The sequence below is a fragment of the Clostridium sp. AF27-5AA genome (genome assembly GCF_003478415.1).
GTDB lineage: Bacteria > Bacillota > Clostridia > Lachnospirales > Lachnospiraceae > Otoolea > Otoolea fessa.
The window spans coordinates 68,940-85,858 of sequence record NZ_QUFH01000011.1 but is presented as its reverse complement, the minus strand read 5'-3'; the positions used below and the strand labels follow the sequence as shown (position 1 = coordinate 85,858).

The 16,919-nt window shown below is 49.6% G+C and carries 13 protein-coding genes and 1 tRNA gene; 5 read left to right on the top strand and 9 right to left on the bottom strand.

Annotated features, from left to right (window positions below; translation table 11 throughout):
- Positions 1-8: 8 nt before the first annotated feature.
- On the bottom strand, positions 9-1,952 hold the full coding sequence (locus DWY89_RS11395) for a beta-L-arabinofuranosidase domain-containing protein (RefSeq protein WP_118523832.1): 1,944 nt from the start codon (positions 1,950-1,952) through the stop codon (positions 9-11).
- Positions 1,953-2,401: 449 nt separating this feature from the next.
- On the opposite strand from DWY89_RS11395, the gene DWY89_RS11390 reads away from it, so the two are divergent.
- Both DWY89_RS11390 and DWY89_RS11385 read left to right on the top strand, forming a co-directional pair.
- Positions 2,402-3,319 carry an AraC family transcriptional regulator gene (locus DWY89_RS11390; protein ID WP_117796802.1) on the top strand — a complete coding sequence of 306 codons (918 nt, stop codon included), beginning with the start codon at positions 2,402-2,404 and terminating at the stop codon, positions 3,317-3,319.
- 215 nt (positions 3,320-3,534) lie between these two features.
- Positions 3,535-3,774: a helix-turn-helix transcriptional regulator gene (locus DWY89_RS11385; protein ID WP_022359127.1), complete on the top strand. Its 240-nt coding sequence runs from the start codon at positions 3,535-3,537 to the stop codon at positions 3,772-3,774.
- Between the two features lie 195 nt (positions 3,775-3,969).
- Here DWY89_RS11385 and DWY89_RS11380 read toward each other — a convergent pair whose 3' ends face one another.
- The 3 genes from DWY89_RS11380 to nrdD form a co-directional block, all read right to left on the bottom strand.
- The gene (locus DWY89_RS11380; RefSeq protein WP_118524693.1) at positions 3,970-4,944 is read right to left on the bottom strand and encodes a hypothetical protein; all 975 of its coding nucleotides are present in this window, start codon (positions 4,942-4,944) and stop codon (positions 3,970-3,972) included.
- A 208-nt stretch (positions 4,945-5,152) separates the two neighbouring features.
- The gene (gene nrdG, locus DWY89_RS11375; RefSeq protein ID WP_118522276.1) at positions 5,153-5,650 is read right to left on the bottom strand and encodes an anaerobic ribonucleoside-triphosphate reductase activating protein; all 498 of its coding nucleotides are present in this window, start codon (positions 5,648-5,650) and stop codon (positions 5,153-5,155) included.
- Positions 5,651-5,697: 47 nt separating this feature from the next.
- On the bottom strand, positions 5,698-7,887 hold the full coding sequence (gene nrdD, locus DWY89_RS11370) for an anaerobic ribonucleoside-triphosphate reductase (protein ID WP_117796798.1): 2,190 nt from the start codon (positions 7,885-7,887) through the stop codon (positions 5,698-5,700).
- Between the two features lie 735 nt (positions 7,888-8,622).
- On the opposite strand from nrdD, the gene DWY89_RS11365 reads away from it, so the two are divergent.
- Positions 8,623-8,695, top strand: a tRNA-Lys gene (locus tag DWY89_RS11365).
- Positions 8,696-8,955: 260 nt separating this feature from the next.
- Here the strand turns inward: DWY89_RS11365 and trxA are convergent.
- From trxA to trmB, 3 genes are all read right to left on the bottom strand, one after another.
- Entirely contained in the window at positions 8,956-9,273 is a 318-nt protein-coding gene (gene trxA / locus DWY89_RS11360) for a thioredoxin (protein ID WP_118468980.1), read from the bottom strand.
- Positions 9,274-9,334: 61 nt separating this feature from the next.
- Complete coding sequence (locus tag DWY89_RS14410; RefSeq protein ID WP_182426662.1) at positions 9,335-9,478, bottom strand: hypothetical protein; 144 nt, start codon at positions 9,476-9,478, stop codon at positions 9,335-9,337.
- Between the two features lie 217 nt (positions 9,479-9,695).
- Positions 9,696-10,331: a tRNA (guanosine(46)-N7)-methyltransferase TrmB gene (gene trmB, locus DWY89_RS11355; RefSeq protein WP_118468982.1), complete on the bottom strand. Its 636-nt coding sequence runs from the start codon at positions 10,329-10,331 to the stop codon at positions 9,696-9,698.
- Positions 10,332-10,907: 576 nt separating this feature from the next.
- On the opposite strand from trmB, the gene DWY89_RS11345 reads away from it, so the two are divergent.
- Complete coding sequence (locus tag DWY89_RS11345; protein WP_107000921.1) at positions 10,908-11,810, top strand: SH3 domain-containing protein; 903 nt, start codon at positions 10,908-10,910, stop codon at positions 11,808-11,810.
- A gap of 140 nt (positions 11,811-11,950) precedes the next feature.
- On the opposite strand, the gene DWY89_RS11340 is transcribed toward DWY89_RS11345, so the two are convergent.
- A complete protein-coding gene (locus tag DWY89_RS11340) occupies positions 11,951-12,613 on the bottom strand; it encodes an HAD family phosphatase (RefSeq protein ID WP_107000922.1) in 663 nt (220 codons plus the stop codon).
- A gap of 440 nt (positions 12,614-13,053) precedes the next feature.
- Between DWY89_RS11340 and DWY89_RS14830 the strand changes: the two genes are divergently transcribed.
- A complete protein-coding gene (locus DWY89_RS14830; RefSeq protein ID WP_337496727.1) occupies positions 13,054-15,423 on the top strand; it encodes a TIGR01906 family membrane protein in 2,370 nt (789 codons plus the stop codon).
- 121 nt (positions 15,424-15,544) lie between these two features.
- On the opposite strand, the gene DWY89_RS11325 is transcribed toward DWY89_RS14830, so the two are convergent.
- Positions 15,545-16,546, bottom strand: coding sequence for a 3'-5' exonuclease (locus DWY89_RS11325; protein WP_118523830.1), 1,002 nt, complete (start codon positions 16,544-16,546; stop codon positions 15,545-15,547).
- Between the last annotated feature and the right edge of the window lie 373 nt (positions 16,547-16,919).

The window sequence follows — 16,919 nt, the reverse complement described above, 5'->3', positions numbered from 1 at the left end:
TTATCTCTCTATTCCTGCATCCACACGCGCATATGCGTCATGCCGCGGTTGCACCATGCATAGTACGGAATTGCCTGCAGGGTTACCACCTCTTCCGGTGCCGCATCTTCTGCATAAAGCGCCAGATTAACCGCCGCTTTCTTCCGGCAGCCCGTCACGCGCAGCGCCACGATACCTTCCAGCAGATCCGCCTGATACGGAAGCACTTCAATCTTCGCCTCCCGCGGAATCCGCAGTGTCTGAAGATCCTCTCCGTTGTCCACGCCCTCAAAGGTGTAGATGATTGGTCCGCGTCTGAGTGCCACGCATCCGGCATCCGCCCGCACCATCGGGTGTGCATAGACCCGCTCCGGCTCCATCTCCATCTCGCAGGAAACAGTATCACCAGGCTGCCAGCTTCTCTGGATCATCCAGTAGCCCTTGTCTGTCTTGACTGCCCCGGAAACCGGTATGCCATTGACCTTCACCTGCATCTGATGGCACCAGCCCGGATAACGGACTGCCAAAGTAAATTCTGCTCCCGCCTGCTCCGGTTCTACCGTGTAGGTAACGGAGCCGTTCCACGGATATTTCGATGTAAGCGCTATCTTCACGCCGCCCGCTGTTTCAAAGGAAGCCGTTCCCCCGACAAACAGGTGGGAATAGATCGTATCTTCACTTGAAGACCATACATAGGAACCAAGTGAGGTCATCAGACGCGCCAGGTTCGGAGGACAGCATGCACAGTCATACCAGCCGATCCGCTCCGGTGTGTATTCTTCTTCGCCATATGCGTTGGTCGGCATGCCCGGATTGGCTTCAAGCTGATTGATATAAAAGAATTTCGTTCCGTCTAACTGCATGCCGCTGATGGTTCCGTTGTAAATCTCCCGCTCCAGAATATCTGCATACCGCGCGTCCGGATCCGTCTCCAGCATCTGTTTCGCGAAGAAGCAGACCCCCACCGCCGCACACGTTTCCGCGTAAGCGGTATCATTCGGCAAATCATAATCCACGGTAAATGCCTCGCCGTAATAGGTGGAACCGATTCCACCCGTTATGTACATCCGCCGGTCTACCATGTTGTCCCACATCTTCCGGCAGGCTGCCATCAGCGCCTCATCGTGATTCTGCGCTGCCAGGTTTGCCGCCGCCGTCAGAAGATACATACAACGGACCGCGTGTCCTTCCACCGTATCCTGCTCACGCACCGGCTTGTGGTTCTGCATGTAGGACGGCGGCTGCTTGTCCATGTAATCGGTGCGGCTCCAGCTTCTAGCCGCCGCTTCTTTATGGAAGAACTCCGGATCCCGCCCGCGCTCATCGATAAAATATGCCGCCAGCTTCCGGTATCTCTCTTCCCCGGTTGCCTGATAAAGCCGCATCAGCGCCAGCTCGATCTCCTCATGTCCCGGAATGCCGGTTACTTTGCCTGCTTCCCGTCCGAACCGCCGATCGATATGATCGCACAGCTTGCAGCAGATATCTAAAAGCTTCGTCTTTCCCGTCGCCTGATAGTACGCGACACCTGCCTCCGTCATATGTCCGGCACAGTACATCTCATGGCAGTCCGTCAGGTTCTGCCACCTATGTTCCGGCTCCGCCGCAATGAAATAAGTATCCAGGTAGCCGTCCGGCTGCTGCGCCCGCCCGATCAGGTCGATGATCGCATCGGCACGCGCCTCCAGCTCTGGATTTGCCTCGACGGTCAGTGAGTACGCCACCGCCTCCAGCCATTTCGCCAGATCGCTGTCCTGAAATACACGCCCGTAATACGTTCCTTTCTCATCTCCCGCTGCAATGCGGAAGTTTTTAATCACATGGCTCTTTCGGATTCCGGACACCTCATCGTGAAGCACCCGTTCCTGATACGGAAGCATCGTGTGAATTACCACATTCTGTACCCGCGAAAAGAACGGGTCGTCTATCTTTACCTGTTTCAAATCAATGAAACTTGTCTCCTTTTTTATCATTCACAGAAAACCTCCTGATTTATTATTCACTTATCCGTAAGCGCCTATTAATAATCTGAAAAAGACTTCTTTTTTTGTATGTTTTCTTATAAGTATACCATTCAAATAGTAGAAAAGCGATCTAACACATTTTGCATATTATAGAAAAGAATACGCGTATTTTTATAGAACAAAATCAGCCTGATTTCATTCTTTCTTTTTCTCTGATTTTTCTTTATTTTTCATTCATCCCCTCTTATTTTCCCAAGTAGAGTGTTTTATTTCTGCAAATACAAGGGATTTTCCAAACAGATTCTTGCTGTTTTTCTCTCTATTTGATATAATAAAATTGATATTTTAAATTTGTTTAACAACCTGACAAAGTTGTCCTGTTTTTCGTTTGCTTCTCTGCGGTTCAGACAGGATTCCTGTTACGTGGCTGTTTTTATTTAAACGGGAGTACATACATCATGAATTTTATTAATTTAAACTGTCCGCCCCTTCCTTATTTTATCGTCGGAGGCGGATGTGTTTACCGCCCCGGCGATATCCATGAGCGCCGGACGATCCGAAATGTCTTTGATCTTATCTATGTTCACAGCGGAACTTTATATCTCGAACAGGATCCGTTCCGCGTTGAACTGAATGCCGGGCAGTTTTTTATCATTACCCCCGATACCCCGCACCGCGGCAGCCGCGTCTGCCAGGAAAAGACCACGACGAGCTGGGTGCATTTCTATACCAACGGCAAATACAGCCTGTCCGATGAATTTTACCCGGACAACGTAACCCGGCGCGCCGCGCCGAAATTTTACTATTCGCCGCAGAATTTCATTCTCTCCCTGCCGCGCACCGGCACCGTGCCGGAAGCCAACCGGGAGAAGCTGGAAAAGTACCTGCAGCGGATGAACCTGGTTTCTTTCAGCAAATACACACAGAAAAAGAGCTTTCCGTCCTCCGTGCGGACGCCGTTTGAGCTCCAGAATGATTTCATTGAATTTCTCCAGGTTCTCTATGCGCCGTACTGCTACAGCCGCGAGAAGGAAAGCATCGCCCGGACGCTGCGCGACTATCTGGATGCCCACTACACGGAGGAGATCTCCTTAAACGATCTGGCGCGCCAGTATTCCTACAGCCCGTCCCACTTAATCCGCAGCTTCCACCAGGCATACGGTGCCAGCCCGATGCAGTACCTGAAAAAACTACGCATCGAACACGCCTCCCAGCTTCTCCTCCACTCCGACGCCACGATCCAGTCGGTCGGTGAGATGGTAGGACTGCGGATCCCATCCTATTTTATCCGCGTATTTAAGCAGGAGATCGGCATCACCCCGGCGCAGTACCGGATGTTTTACGCAGAAGAGAATGGGGGGAGTGAGGCGCCTTAGAGGCGATTCACAGCTGATGTTTTTTACTATCTATTTGTTTTCGTAAGAACTGTCATGAGCGTGGCAGTTCTTTTTTTTACACAAACCAGTGAACAGTTTTTTAATGTATCTATCAGTTTCTTTACATCAGCTATTGTTTAAGCCAGTTATCCGCACATTGAAAATCCTTTATATTTAATGTGACACTGTGTGTATACAAAGGAGGAAATTCCGAATTGAAAACTGTCACGATTAAACTTCGCATTCATAAACTTTTGGCTGAAAAGCGTCTGACGAAATACCGTTTTATCGCCATGACCGGGCTTGGCTATAAAAATGCCAGCCGAATTCTGGACAATGAAACTGAATCCATCCGCTTCAGCACCATCGCCCGCATCTGCTCCGCACTGGACTGTACGCCCGGCGATCTATTTGAAGTTCATGAGGAAGAAGATCCTTACGATGGAATGTATTAAACATTCGGAAACAAGTGATTTCATGTGCGGATCGCACGCCAAAAAAGAGCTGTCAACCGACGGTTTGCACCGGCTTTTGTGACAGCTCTTTTTGGTGATCCTATTTTTAAAAACAGAAGCGGTACCGCCTCTGAAAAGACAGTACCGCTTAACCTATCCGAATATTATATATAAGGTGTCCACCAGCAAGATACCTTACCAGTCATCCCGTCCATACTCTTCCCGCTCATCCAGGGCATCATCTACACCATCGGCATATTCTGAATCCCGGCGGTAGCGATCCCAGTCATAATCATCACCTTCCATAACATCATCATATCCTGCATCATACGCTGCATAGGGATTCTGGAGATTCTTTTGCACCGGTGGTATTCCCCTCTGCGCAGGTGTGTTTTTACGACTCCGTTGTTTCAGTTCCCACAAGGGATCCTCTTCTATCCGTTTAAGATATTCCTCATGGCTTCTGGATTCCTCTTCTTCTTTTTTCTTCTGTAATTCTATCAGCTCAGCCCGTTCTCTTTTTTTACGTTCCTCTTCTTCCCGTTTACTTTCTTCTATCTTCTCTGCCCTGTGCTGTTCACAGTATATGCCATCAAAGGCCAGATTGTAACATCCTTCCTCCCAGCACTTATACGGATATAGCAGAACCACGAGAAGTCCACAGCCCATCGCACAGATAAGCAGCGTACAGAGAGTCTGGCGATGCTTTCCAAACCAGTTTTTCATTCCTGCTGCCAGACGGTTTTCTTTTTTCTCTGTTTCCTTCTCAGATTCAGGACTCTCTTCTTTCTTTTTCTTCCGGGACTCCATCCACCAGGTCAGTTCGGCATCCAGCAAAAACAACGGTATCAGACATGTAAAGGTGCCAACAAACAGCATCAAAGCATTGCCCGAATCTCCATGCACGCTTCTCGCATACTGGTAATGGCACTCTTCGTCATACCAACTATACAGACTCCAGGCATATGCCCCCAGAATGCCGATCAGAACTATCCATTTTATCTGCTTTTCTTTCCGCAGGATTCTCATGACGAGAAGTGCTCCTGCCATCGCAAACAGGAAACCTATCTTTAGATACACCGGTGCCGCCACCAGAGAAATCCAGGCTGTATATACCGGATAAAAGACACCAATAACCACTATCACAATCATCAGAATTCCAGACTCCATAGCTATACCCCCTATTAAGTCCATCTTACCACAAATGCGGATGCTTAGGTGGGTTATTTATGCCCTTTGAAGAAAATATCCACTTATGATAGCCTGCCCCGGATTACAAAGGCACGTATATGCTTGCTGTATCTCCCTTGTAATGCAAAAAGCTGCCGCAGATCAGAAAGTTTTTTCCGATCTGCAGCAGCTTTTTATCTCATTCTTATTATTTTCTTCCTATTCTCTTAAGCTCCAGAATCCTCTGGTTCCGGCTTCCGCGAAACTGCAGGGTCAGATCCTTCTCCGCTTCCACGAACTCTCCGTCCACCAGCACATCCACATAGGACAGCATCTCGTCTGTCACCTCTGTATGGACCACGCCGCCGGCTGCCAGATCCCGATCCCACAGATAGCCGCTGTAGCACCAGATATCCTTCTCCGGATACGTCTCGCGCACCTTCCGGAGTAAATGTACCAGTTCCATCTGGTTTTCTGGCTCAAACGGTTCTCCGCCGAGCAGCGTAAAGCCCTGTATATATCCCGGCTCCAATGCCGCTAAAATCTCTTTCTCCGTCTCTTCTGTATATAACTGTCCATATCGGAAATCCCACGTCTCCGCATTGAAACAGCCCTTGCAGTGATGGCGGCAGCCCGACACAAACAAGCTGACGCGCACGCCAGGACCGTTGGCAATATCATGCTTTTTGATGGTTCCGTAATACATATCTTCCTCCCCTAGACCAATGTACTCTCGGAGGCTTTCACCACATCCTACAGATGCAGCACCCGATCGCGGATCTCCTGGGTACGTCCCTGGTTCCAGAACTGGGTTCCGATGTAGCCGCAGGTACGGCGTGCGACAAAGAGCTTGTTCTGGTCGCGGTTGCCGCAGTTCGGGCACTCCCACACCAGCTTGCCAGCCTCATCCTCAACAATCTTGATCTCGCCGTCATAGCCACACTTCTCACAGAAATCACTCTTGGTGTTCAGCTCCGCATACATAATATTATTGTAGATAAACTGCATCACAGAGAGAACTGCCGGAATATTAGTCTGCATATTCGGCACCTCGATGTAGCTGATCGCACCGCCCGGGGAGAGCTTCTGAAACTCTGCCTCAAATTTCAGCTTACTGAACGCGTCAATCTTCTCGGATACGTGTACATGGTAGCTGTTCGTGATATAGTTCTTATCCGTAACGCCCGGAATGATACCGAAGCGCTTCTGCAGGCATTTTGCAAATTTATAAGTCGTAGACTCCATCGGCGTGCCGTATACAGAATAGCTGATGTTCTCCGCCTCTCTCCACTCTTTGCATTTATCATTCAGACGCTGCATAACTTTCAGTGCAAATGGCTTCGCCTCCGGATCGGTGTGGGATTTTCCTAACATCCGCATACACATCTCATACAGACCTGCATATCCCAGAGAAATCGTAGAATAGCCGTTGTACAGGAGTTTGTCGATCGTCTCACCCTTTTTCAGGCGGGCAAGCGCACCATTCTGCCACAGAATCGGCGCCACATCGGAGATCGTGCCGAGCAGCCTCTCATGACGGCAGCGGAGCGCACGATGGCACAGTTCCAGTCTCTCATCGAGAATCTGCCAGAAACGGTCCATATCTCCCTCCGAAGAACAAGCCACATCGACCAGGTTAATCGTGACAACACCCTGGTTGAAACGTCCATAGAATTTATGCTTGCCGTTCGGCAGCATCTGGGAATCCTCTACCGTCAGGAAAGAACGGCAGCCCATGCACGGGTAAACCTCGCCCTTCTTTAATTCTTTCATAATCTTAGCAGAAATGTAGTCCGGAACCATCCGTTTCGCGGTACATTTCGCTGCCAGCTCAGTCAGGTGCCAATATTTCGAACCTTCCGTAATATTGTCCTCATCCAGCACATAGATAAGCTTCGGGAACGCCGGTGTGATCCAGACGCCCTTTTCATTCTTGACGCCCTGCATTCTCTGCAGCATCACTTCCTCGATGATCATCGCAAGGTCATCTCTGGTCCGTCCCTCCGGAACCTCGTCCAGATACATAAATACCGTGACAAACGGAGCCTGTCCGTTACAGGTCATCAGGGTGATAAGCTGGTACTGGATCGTCTGGATGCCGCTCTTAACCTCCTCGCGCAGACGGCGTTCGGTCACGCGGTTGATGATATCCTCATCCAGTGCCTCGCCGCACTCGGTGCGCTCTGCAATCACGTTCTTGCGCAGCTTCTGACGGCTGATGTCCACAAACGGTGCCAGATGCGCCAGAGTAAAGGACTGTCCGCCATACTGGTTGCTGGCTACCTGCGCCACGATCTGGGTAGTCACGTTGCAGGCCGTAAAGAAACTGTGCGGCTTCTCGATCATCGTCTCACTGATCACAGTGCCATTCTGCAGCATATCCTCCAGATTGATCAGGTCGCAGTTGTGCTCCTTCTGTGCAAAATAGTCGGTATCATGGAAATGGATGATGCCTTCCTCATGCGCGCGGACGATCTCCTCCGGCAGCAGCACACGCTTGGATAAGTCCTTGCTGACCTCGCCCGCCATGTAGTCACGCTGGGTCGAGTTGATGACCGGGTTCTTGTTGGAGTTTTCCTGATTCACTTCTTCATTAATATGGTCCAAAAGTGCCAGGATGCCGTTATCGGTCGTGTTGGACTTGCGTTTTAACTCCCTGCGGTAGCGGTAGCGCACATATTTCTGTGCAACCTCATAACCACGCATCTCCATAATGCTGGTCTCTACCATATCCTGGATATCTTCCACATTCACCGCGTGCGGCATCTCCTGCACCTGCTCGGCGATCGTATCTGCAATCGCTTCAATCTGGTACGGGTTCATCTGGTGAATACGCTCCACATTGCCGTTTGCTTTCGTGATCGCATTTACGATCTTCGCCCGGTCAAAATGTACTTCTTCTCCATTTCGTTTGATTACATTGGTTGTTACTGTGTCTTCCATCCCTGTTCCCTCTCCTTACCCTTAAGCCCGTTTTATGACTTGTCTTCTATAATCTATAAATTGACTCGCCGGTTCCCGTTTCTGTGATTTCTCTTTCTACTTTTATGGCATACATCGAACATCCATCTGTATCCATTTCCCGTCCCCCAGCTTACTCTCATTTCCTCATTCATGAGAGCAACGCCTTCTTCTGACAGGCTATTTTTCATGTCCGGATGCCTTCACTGACAGGATTCTTTTCCGTTCCGACTTGTCTTACGATTGGCTTTATTTTTGATTTGTATTTAGGTAATTTTTAGAATTACACACAAAATATTGAACTCGTTTTCTTTCATAACACAATATATAGTGTGTTCGTCGTGACGTATTTAAGCATACACCAATTAGATTAAAAATGGAAGAGGATTCCCCTATATTTTTTCGAATCAGAATTTTGCACAAAAATCATTTTCTCCCTTTACAAACACCCAAATCTGTGATCCCCTTTCCACGACGTTCTTTCCAGACTTATCCACCGTCCCATGTGCAAAACCCACCTCGTCATTTCTCCCATGGCTGCATCCCATATACCCTCTGAGTCTCCTTCGCCCATACCCTTATCTGTTTTAAAAATACCGAAAATAATGCTTTTTAAAATATTTTTAAAAATATTTAAAAAACTGTTGACATTTTATTCTGGATGGAGTAGAATAACACATGTCTTACGGATGAGGCATCCGCAAGAAAACAAAATAAGCGCCTTTAGCTCAGTTGGTAGAGCAGTAGACTCTTAATCTATTTGTCCAGGGTTCGAGTCCCTGAAGGCGCACTATCAAGTGCTTGTTTCGCAGACCGAGAGCTGTGGGGCAGGCACTTTGTGCGTTAGCAATGAGGCGTGCAAAGAAAAAAAGAGATGGCGGATGACGCGTTGTGCTTGCACATAAGCAGCATCCGTTATCTCTTTTTTTCTTTATAGGGCGAATGCCCGACAGCGAGGAAAAGCGCCAGCTTTTTCGAGCTGCGCACGCCGGGACTCAAAGACGCAACCTTTTTTACCCTGCCCCACGCCATACTCCAAAGACGCAGCTTTTACAGCGCCCGCCCAATTGCCTTCTCCACTTCCTTCTTTGAACTAGCGCCGACTTCCTTGCTGAACACTTCCCCATTCCGGAAAATAATCATCGTCGGGATCGACATAACCTTATACCGGACTGCAATATCCGGGTTCTCATCGACATTCAGCTTGCCAATCTTCACTCTTCCCTCATACTCGCCCGCCAGCTGCCCGATCACCGGCGCCATCATCTGGCACGGACCGCACCAATCTGCATAAAAATCAACCAGTACCGGGATCTCCGATTTCAGTACCTCTTCCTCAAAATTCGCAGTTGTAAACTTCATTTCCATCACTCATTTTCTCCTTTCGTTCTATCCATACAGGCAGTCAACAGAAGTGTCCTGTTTCTCTTTACGACGGCTTCTTTTTACCGCCTCCCAGTGCCTTTGCTGCCTCTTCCATCGATTTTTTCCATTTTAACGCCTGTTTATTCAGTTCCACCTTATCGCTGGTCGCCTGAACAAGTTTCCGTGTAAGCTGCTTTTTAATATCCATTCCTGACTTCTGGCAAACGCTCTGCGCGCCTCGTTACCATTCATGTGAGTCCAGTTTTCTCACAAAAAGCACCGCCGCGCATCCAGCCATCCTTCTTTATATTATAGTAAATATATGCAGCTTTTATTTTCTTTATTCCGGTTCTGCCAGCTCAGATAACCGTCAAATCCTGCCCGATTTGTTACTGTTCACGCATACGTGCCCAGTAACGATTTTCCTACCGCACTGCCACCAGCTTGCAGATCGGCTTCCCCTGCGCCGAGAACTTTGCCTCGTACTCGGTCATGACGTTGCCCTCTGCCATCTCGCTGTGGTGCAGGTCACGGGTATATTCTGTGATGTGCCAGCCCGCCTCCGGGATGGCTTCCAGGGAATAGGAAAATAAATCCTGGTTGTCCGTCTTGAACTCGACTCTTCCATCCTTCTGGAGAATCTGATCGTACACTGCCATAAATGGCGGCGAGGTCAGTCTCCGTCTCGCATGTCGGTCCTTCGGCCACGGATCCGAAAAATTTAAATAAATCCGCTCTACTTCCCCCGGTCCAAAAATCTCTGCCAGTTCTCTGGCATCCTCACATAAGAAATAGATATTGGACAGTTCCATCTGTTCTCTCTTGCGGATCGCCTTTAAAAGAACCGTCGAATATTTCTCAATACCCACAAAATTCACATCCGGGTTGCGGGACGCCTGCTCCAAAATAAACTGGCCTTTACCCATACCCACCTCGATGCGGATCGGATGGTCATTTCCAAAAATCTGCTGCCAGGTTCCCTTCTTCTCCTTCGCCCCATGAACCACATGCGGGTTTTCTTCTATCATCTGCTCTGCGCCCGGTATATGGCGTAATCTCATCTTCGTTCCTCCTGCTGTCTACAATCTGCGCCGCCCCGGATGGACTTTCTTCCGTACCGTATCATTCCGTTGAGACGCCCCGGCTTACCCGCCGGATCTATCCTTATCTTACCATTGAAGCCCCCATTTCGCAAGCAAAGGTGCTCTATTTTCACACCATTTTACGATCCCCGTGTTACTGTTCACGCATACATGCCCAGTAACGGAACTTGCCGTGGCTTCGCATTTAAATATGGCAAATTCCTGCTGCCACCACGTTTTCTTACGGCACTTTCGGTTCCAAAAATGCCTGCCCATAAACAGCCTCCACTCTCCTCCATGCCGTCCTTTCTAATCCGTCCGACTTTGTGTCCTTTTCTTACAAATTTCATAACTTTTCCAATTTTTATCATTTTATAGATGAATAATTCAAGCGATTATATTATAATAATTTTAGGGCAAAACCAAACATACGGTCACGAAATGACTGCCGTCTTTTCACCCGTTCGCCGGACATTCAAAAGTCAGTATCCGTCCAGGAACAGCCGCCGGCACGCCGATTTCGGACCTGCATCATATACACAGGAGGATATGCCTATGGGAACAACAGCTAACACAGGTCAGAGCACCTGGGAACAGATCCACGGCGGGGTCCGCGAGACCGAGCGCCTGATCGGACAGAAGAATTATAACCTGGCGATGGTGAAAGCCCGCCAGACCCTTGAATACATGGTCAAATGCCTCTGCGAGCGGTATGGCATTCTGGAAACCGGTCTTCTGGAGATGATCGACGCCCTCTACAGCGCCGGAAAAATCAGCAAGACCACCTGCGAACATTACCACAAGATCCGCACGATCGGCAACAAGGCGATCCATGAGGGAGACAACAGCGCCTACAACGCCAATCAGGCGCATCACCTTCTGTCGCAGGAGGTCTACACCTTCGCAAATGACTACAATGACACAAAAAAATCCACCCGGGCTTCCCGAAGTGCAGCTCCAACCCCTGCTTCTTCCCGCCTTCGCGGGAACAGCCGACATTCCTCTGCCAGCTCTGGAAACGGAAAACCTGCCGGCACACGTTCCGGCAGCTCCGAGGGTCGCCGTCCGCGCGCCTATGCAGGCGGTCCGTCTTTTGAATTTCGAAGCATTATTAAACCAGTGCTTCTGATTATTATTATCATCCTGCTGCTTTTGATCATCAAGATGATACGCCCTGCGACGGATGCCAAACCGGATTCTACTGCAGCCGTCAGCACCGAATCGCTGGCTCCAGAAACCGAGGCAGAGACCGTTGCCGCAGAATCGACCGTTTACCGGACCACCGACACAGTCAATGTCCGTCCGGAACCATCCACCGACACCGACAGGATTGGTGTTCTAGCACCAGATACCGATGTGGAATATCTCCGTGATTACGACGAAAAATGGGCGGTAATCAGCTACAACGGACAGGAAGCCTACGTTTCCAGAGACTTTATCCGGCAGGTTTCACAGTAATCAGCCAAAAAAGGAACCATACATGCAGTGATTCTTCTCCCTGACATACATGGTTCCTTTTCATTTTCTTTGTACAATGGTTCATCACTTTCGCAATTATACTTTCCGCAATGAATCCCTGAATTTACTCAACTCAAATTTTACTTCAAATCCCGAATTTTCTCCGCCAGCGGCACAATCTCCTCCAGCGAATTTAACTCATAGTCCGCCAGACTCCGGTCAAAGGAAAAACGGTTATCGATGAGCGCCGCCACTGTCATTCCCGCGCAGTGCCCCGCCGTGATGCCGACCGTCGAATCCTCAATCACAAGGCACTCCTCCGGCTGCAGGCCCATCTGCTCCGCCGTATAGAGGTAAACCGCCGGATCCGGCTTGCTGCGCTTGAACGTACTCGCACTAATCATCCGCTCCAGACGGGACGCCACACCATTTTCCTTTAAAATGCGCTCCACCTGCTCAATATTCGTCGCGGATGCGACCGCCAGCCGGAAGCCCTCTGCTTTCAGGCGATCCATCACATCCAGAATCTCCGGGCGGAAGATCGAGAGATAATCAATCGAATTAAAAATGTCCGTCCAGCGCCCCAGATACTCGTCATGCAGCTCCTGCCAGGTCTGACCATTGTGGATCGCCTTCTCCACAACCATCCAGCAGTCCTGCTTCGTCGTCCCCACCGTCCCGTGCAGACTCTCCAGAGTCACCTCCGGATTTTTCGTTTTTGCATATTCATACAGATAATTCAGATAAATTCCTTCACTGTCAATGATGACCCCATCCATATCAAAGATGACTGCCTTTATCATATTCGTATCCTCCCTCTTTCTGCTCCAGATTATAACATCTTCCCCCAGTATACAGGAATCCTCCGCCAGCTGGCAAGCCCCTATTCCACCCTCCCGCCATTCTTTCGAAAAATTTATTACTGTTCACGCATTGTGCCCAGTAACGGAATTTGCCGTGGCTTCGCATTTAAATACGGCAAATTCCTGCTGCCACCATGTTTTCTTACGGCACTTTCGGTTCCAAAAGTGCCTACCCGTAAACAGTAACAAAAATTTCACATATTTTTCCATTTCGCGCCTTTTCATGCTTCCCCGAAACTGTTATACTGGATAACGAAACGGAAACTTTAACATACAGAGCCGTTTCAAGGAAAATAGAACAAACGACCTCTTTACAAATTTATCACATAAAATGAAAGGCTGCAGCTGTACCACAATCTGACAGCCGCGAAAGGTTTTATATGACACGGAAAAAAACATATTTAAGCTGGCTTCTGGGGCTTATCTGTGCTTTCAGTCTGATGATCGTGTTTCTGATCACCTCGGTGGAAGCCGTCGCCTACTGGACGCCGCATTATTATGAAAATGAATATACCCGCTACCAGGTTGCCGATGATGTCCATATGGAGATGGACGACCTGCTTTACGTGACGGACGAGATGATGGCGTATCTGCGCGGCAGCCGCGACGATCTGAACATTGACACCGTCGTAGACGGGACGCCGCGCGAATTTTTCAACGCCAGGGAGAAGGCGCACATGGCGGATGTCCGCAACCTCTTTCTCGGAGGACTGGCGTTGCGCCGCCTCTGCCTGTTTCTGGCAGCGGCATCGGTTGCACTGCTGGCACTTTTCAAGGTTCCGTTAAAACACCTGCTGCCACGGATGCTCTGCGCCGGGACGGTTTTATTTCTGGGCGTGACCGCCCTGCTTGCCGGGATCATTTCCACTGATTTTACGAAATATTTTATTATTTTCCACAAAATCTTCTTTACCAACGATCTCTGGCAGCTCGATCCGCGGACCGATCTTCTGATCAACATCGTGCCGGAACCATTTTTCATGGACACAGCCGCCCGGATCGGCATCACCTTCTGCCTGATGACCGGCGCCCTGTTTCTTCTCTGCCTTGCATGTATCCTGCGGGAACACCGCAGAGGCAAATCAGGGGCAGAAAATTCCGGAAATTCCGGAGTCGGCAGCTCTCCAGGTAGTTCCAGCCACCCGGCTGCTCCGGATTTGAAGACGAAAATAGCTGGCAGCACAGGCAGCAAGTTGTCCTTGTTTTTAATTGGTACACTTTTGCTGTCCCTGCTCGCCGCCCCGATGCAGGCGCTTGCCTCCACTGAATGGCCGTCGGACATTTCGATTAACTCCGATGCCGGGATCGTCATGGACGCCAACACCGGAGTCGTTTTATATGGAAAAAACATCCACGAAACCTACTCTCCCGCCAGTATCACGAAGGTTCTGACCTCCCTCATCGTTCTGGATCACTGTTCCCTCGATGAGACGGTCACCTTTTCCGAGAACGCGGTCTACAACGTGGAGTCCAACAGCAGCAGCGCCGGATACGATACAGGCGATACTGCCAGCGTCAAGGACTGCCTCTACGCCCTGCTTTTAAAATCAGCCAATGAGGCTGCCAACGCACTCGCCGAGCACGTTGCTGGCTCCGCTGATGCATTTGCTGTTTTGATGAATGAAAAAGCCGCCGAGCTTGGGTGCCAGGATTCGCATTTTGCAAATCCGAGCGGTCTGAATAACGAGGAACACTATGTCAGCGCCTACGACATGGCGCTCATCACGCGGGCGGCATTTGAAAATCCTACGTTTGCCAAGATCGTCGAAACAACCTACTATAAACTGCCGCCGAACCAGAAAAATCCCGAGGGACAGGGCATCTCCCCGGGCAATAAGCTGATCAAAAAGAACTGGCCGCAGTACTACCGTCCAGACGTCCTCGGCGGCAAAACCGGTTATACCTCCATCGCCCTCAACACACTGGTCAATGGTGCCAGACAGGGCGATACAACACTGATTACCGTCATCCTGCACAGCAACAACACGCAGTATGAGGATACCAGCCGGCTGCTCGACTTTGGATTTAACAATTTCCAGTCGGTCAAAATTGCAGATTATGATCGAACTTTTTCAAATATCGGAAAAGATTTGAAAATTGCAGATGTGTCTACCGCCGGGGGCGAATCCCTGTCCCTCGACCCAGATAGCCGCGTGGTACTTCCAAAAACAGCGGATTTCTCGGAGACAACGACCTCCTTCGACTATGAGATCCCGGCTGGCGCACCAGACGGCACGATCGCCTGTGTCACTTATTCGCTCGGCGATCACAAGGTTGGCCAGGCATATCTGACCCTCACCGACAGCAGCCAGACAGCGGCAGATATTCCTGAAAAGCTTGTATCCCAGGTGGCAACAGCTGCCGCGCAGGACAGCTCCGACACTGCCCTCTCAAACGGCTCCTCGGAGGCCTTGCCGCTCTCCAATCCGCCCGAATCGGCTGCTAATCAGGAAAATAGTTCCACCGGTAAATCCTTTGGACAGCTATTTCATATTTCCGTCCGCGTTCCACCGACATTCATCGCCGCTCTGACCGCCATTCTTGTCGTGATCGGCGCGATCACCGCCGGCATCCGTTTTCTCCAGATGCAGCGCCGCCAGGAGGAGGACGCCCTCGCAGAACGCCGCAGACGGCGCGCGGAACGCCTGCGCGACAGCGGAATGTCCGAAGCAGATTTCGACCTGATGATGCAGGACCGCCGAAAGGCGCTGGCGAAAAAAAGGAAGAAACGATCGCATAAAATCCCATAACTGACACAAAAAGAGTTACCAGATGTGGAAATTCTCTTCTTTTACCTTACTCTAAACAGGCAGGAGAAACATTTCCATATCCAGTAACTCTTTTCTATGAATTTTTTCTTTTCTCTAATTCCTATTTCATACGCTCCATCCGCTCGGCTGCCTCTGCCGCCTTTCCAGACTTCTTCGCCTTGTTGCGTTCCGCGCGCTTCTTCTTCGTTTCCTCCTTCTTCTGCTCCACGTAGGCCGCTCCCTCTTCACCGACCAGCTTCGTCGTCTTAACAGCAAAGAACGAGCCGTCCTCCGACTTCTTCATCCGGATCTTTCCCTTCATATAACCGTGCTCCGGGCAGACCGCCAGACAGAAGTAAAATTTCTGGTTTGAGGAAAACCAGCGGATCTTTTTTCGCAAGGTCCGGCGGCATTTGTAACAAACCATCTCCGCCACACGCCGTTCCTCCAAAATCTCTTCCTTCGTCTCATGCTCACGCGACACAAATTTCGCATATTCTGGAAATTCCAGGTAGATCTCTTCCTCCTCCGTCAGCGGCGGCTGGTAATAATCCACTGAAACATACTCCATCATGCTGTAAAAGTCCATCTCACTCATGACACGCCCCGTGTAGTACGCATCATCCAGCGCCCGGTGGAACGGGCGGTCTTCCGTGAGGTGCAATTCCTCTACCACGGTATCTAACGACTCCTTTTGCTTGGTGCCGTGGATCAGGGCATAGATTTTCTGCAAATCATAATAGAGAAGCGGCGATGGAAACTGCAGCTCCATCCCGTGATATACCATATTCCGCTGCAATTCGGTCAGATCCATCGAGCCCCACGTACAGAACCGGTAATCATCCCCGCACCATTCTAAAAATTCGGTCATCACACGCACAAAATCCTCGCCTTCTGTGTCAAGCTGCTCGATCGACATATGCGTCACTTCTGATATCTTATAATGCATCTGCCGGTACACCCGCGGGCGGATCAGACGGCGAAATTCCGAAATGATTTGAAGATTTTTATTTAATTTTACCGCGCCTATCTCAATAATCTCAAATGGAAGCCGGTTCATCGAGCCTTCCTTGCCCGCCGGACTCTGGTTCCATTCCAGATCCAATACTATAAACTGTCCCATAATTCTCGTCTCTTTGTAACGGTTCCGTTTTCTCCGCGTTACCTCTTACTTTTCTTTCTTCACGTTGTCACTGTCCATAACTTTACCACAAATCTGTGTATAAGTCTATATTAGGTTACCGGGCACACATGTGGGGACAGTAATATTTTTGTTACTATACACGGGTAGGCACTTTTGGAACCGAAAGTGCCGTAAGAAAACGTGGTGGCAGCAGGAATTTGCCGTATTTAAATGCGAAGCCACGGCAAATTCCGTTACTGGACACGTATGCGTGTACAGTAACATATTTTTTACATAGAACCACTGGCAGAGTGCTTCCATCTTTGCTATACTTCATGATAGAACGAAGAAGCATTTCTTTTATAAGAATGCT

What these genes read in the sequence shown, in the direction of transcription:
- DWY89_RS11395 (WP_118523832.1), bottom strand. Translation starts at nt 1,952, where the DNA reads ATGATAAAAAAGGAGACAAGTTTCATTGATTTGAAACAGGTAAAGATA.
- DWY89_RS11390 (WP_117796802.1), top strand. Translation starts at nt 2,402, where the DNA reads ATGAATTTTATTAATTTAAACTGTCCGCCCCTTCCTTATTTTATCGTC.
- DWY89_RS11380 (WP_118524693.1), bottom strand. Translation starts at nt 4,944, where the DNA reads ATGGAGTCTGGAATTCTGATGATTGTGATAGTGGTTATTGGTGTCTTT.
- nrdG (WP_118522276.1), bottom strand. Translation starts at nt 5,650, where the DNA reads ATGTATTACGGAACCATCAAAAAGCATGATATTGCCAACGGTCCTGGC.
- nrdD (WP_117796798.1), bottom strand. Translation starts at nt 7,887, where the DNA reads ATGGAAGACACAGTAACAACCAATGTAATCAAACGAAATGGAGAAGAA.
- trxA (WP_118468980.1), bottom strand. Translation starts at nt 9,273, where the DNA reads ATGGAAATGAAGTTTACAACTGCGAATTTTGAGGAAGAGGTACTGAAA.
- DWY89_RS14410 (WP_182426662.1), bottom strand. Translation starts at nt 9,478, where the DNA reads ATGGATATTAAAAAGCAGCTTACACGGAAACTTGTTCAGGCGACCAGC.
- trmB (WP_118468982.1), bottom strand. Translation starts at nt 10,331, where the DNA reads ATGAGATTACGCCATATACCGGGCGCAGAGCAGATGATAGAAGAAAAC.
- DWY89_RS11345 (WP_107000921.1), top strand. Translation starts at nt 10,908, where the DNA reads ATGGGAACAACAGCTAACACAGGTCAGAGCACCTGGGAACAGATCCAC.
- DWY89_RS11340 (WP_107000922.1), bottom strand. Translation starts at nt 12,613, where the DNA reads ATGATAAAGGCAGTCATCTTTGATATGGATGGGGTCATCATTGACAGT.
- DWY89_RS14830 (WP_337496727.1), top strand. Translation starts at nt 13,054, where the DNA reads ATGACACGGAAAAAAACATATTTAAGCTGGCTTCTGGGGCTTATCTGT.
- DWY89_RS11325 (WP_118523830.1), bottom strand. Translation starts at nt 16,546, where the DNA reads ATGGGACAGTTTATAGTATTGGATCTGGAATGGAACCAGAGTCCGGCG.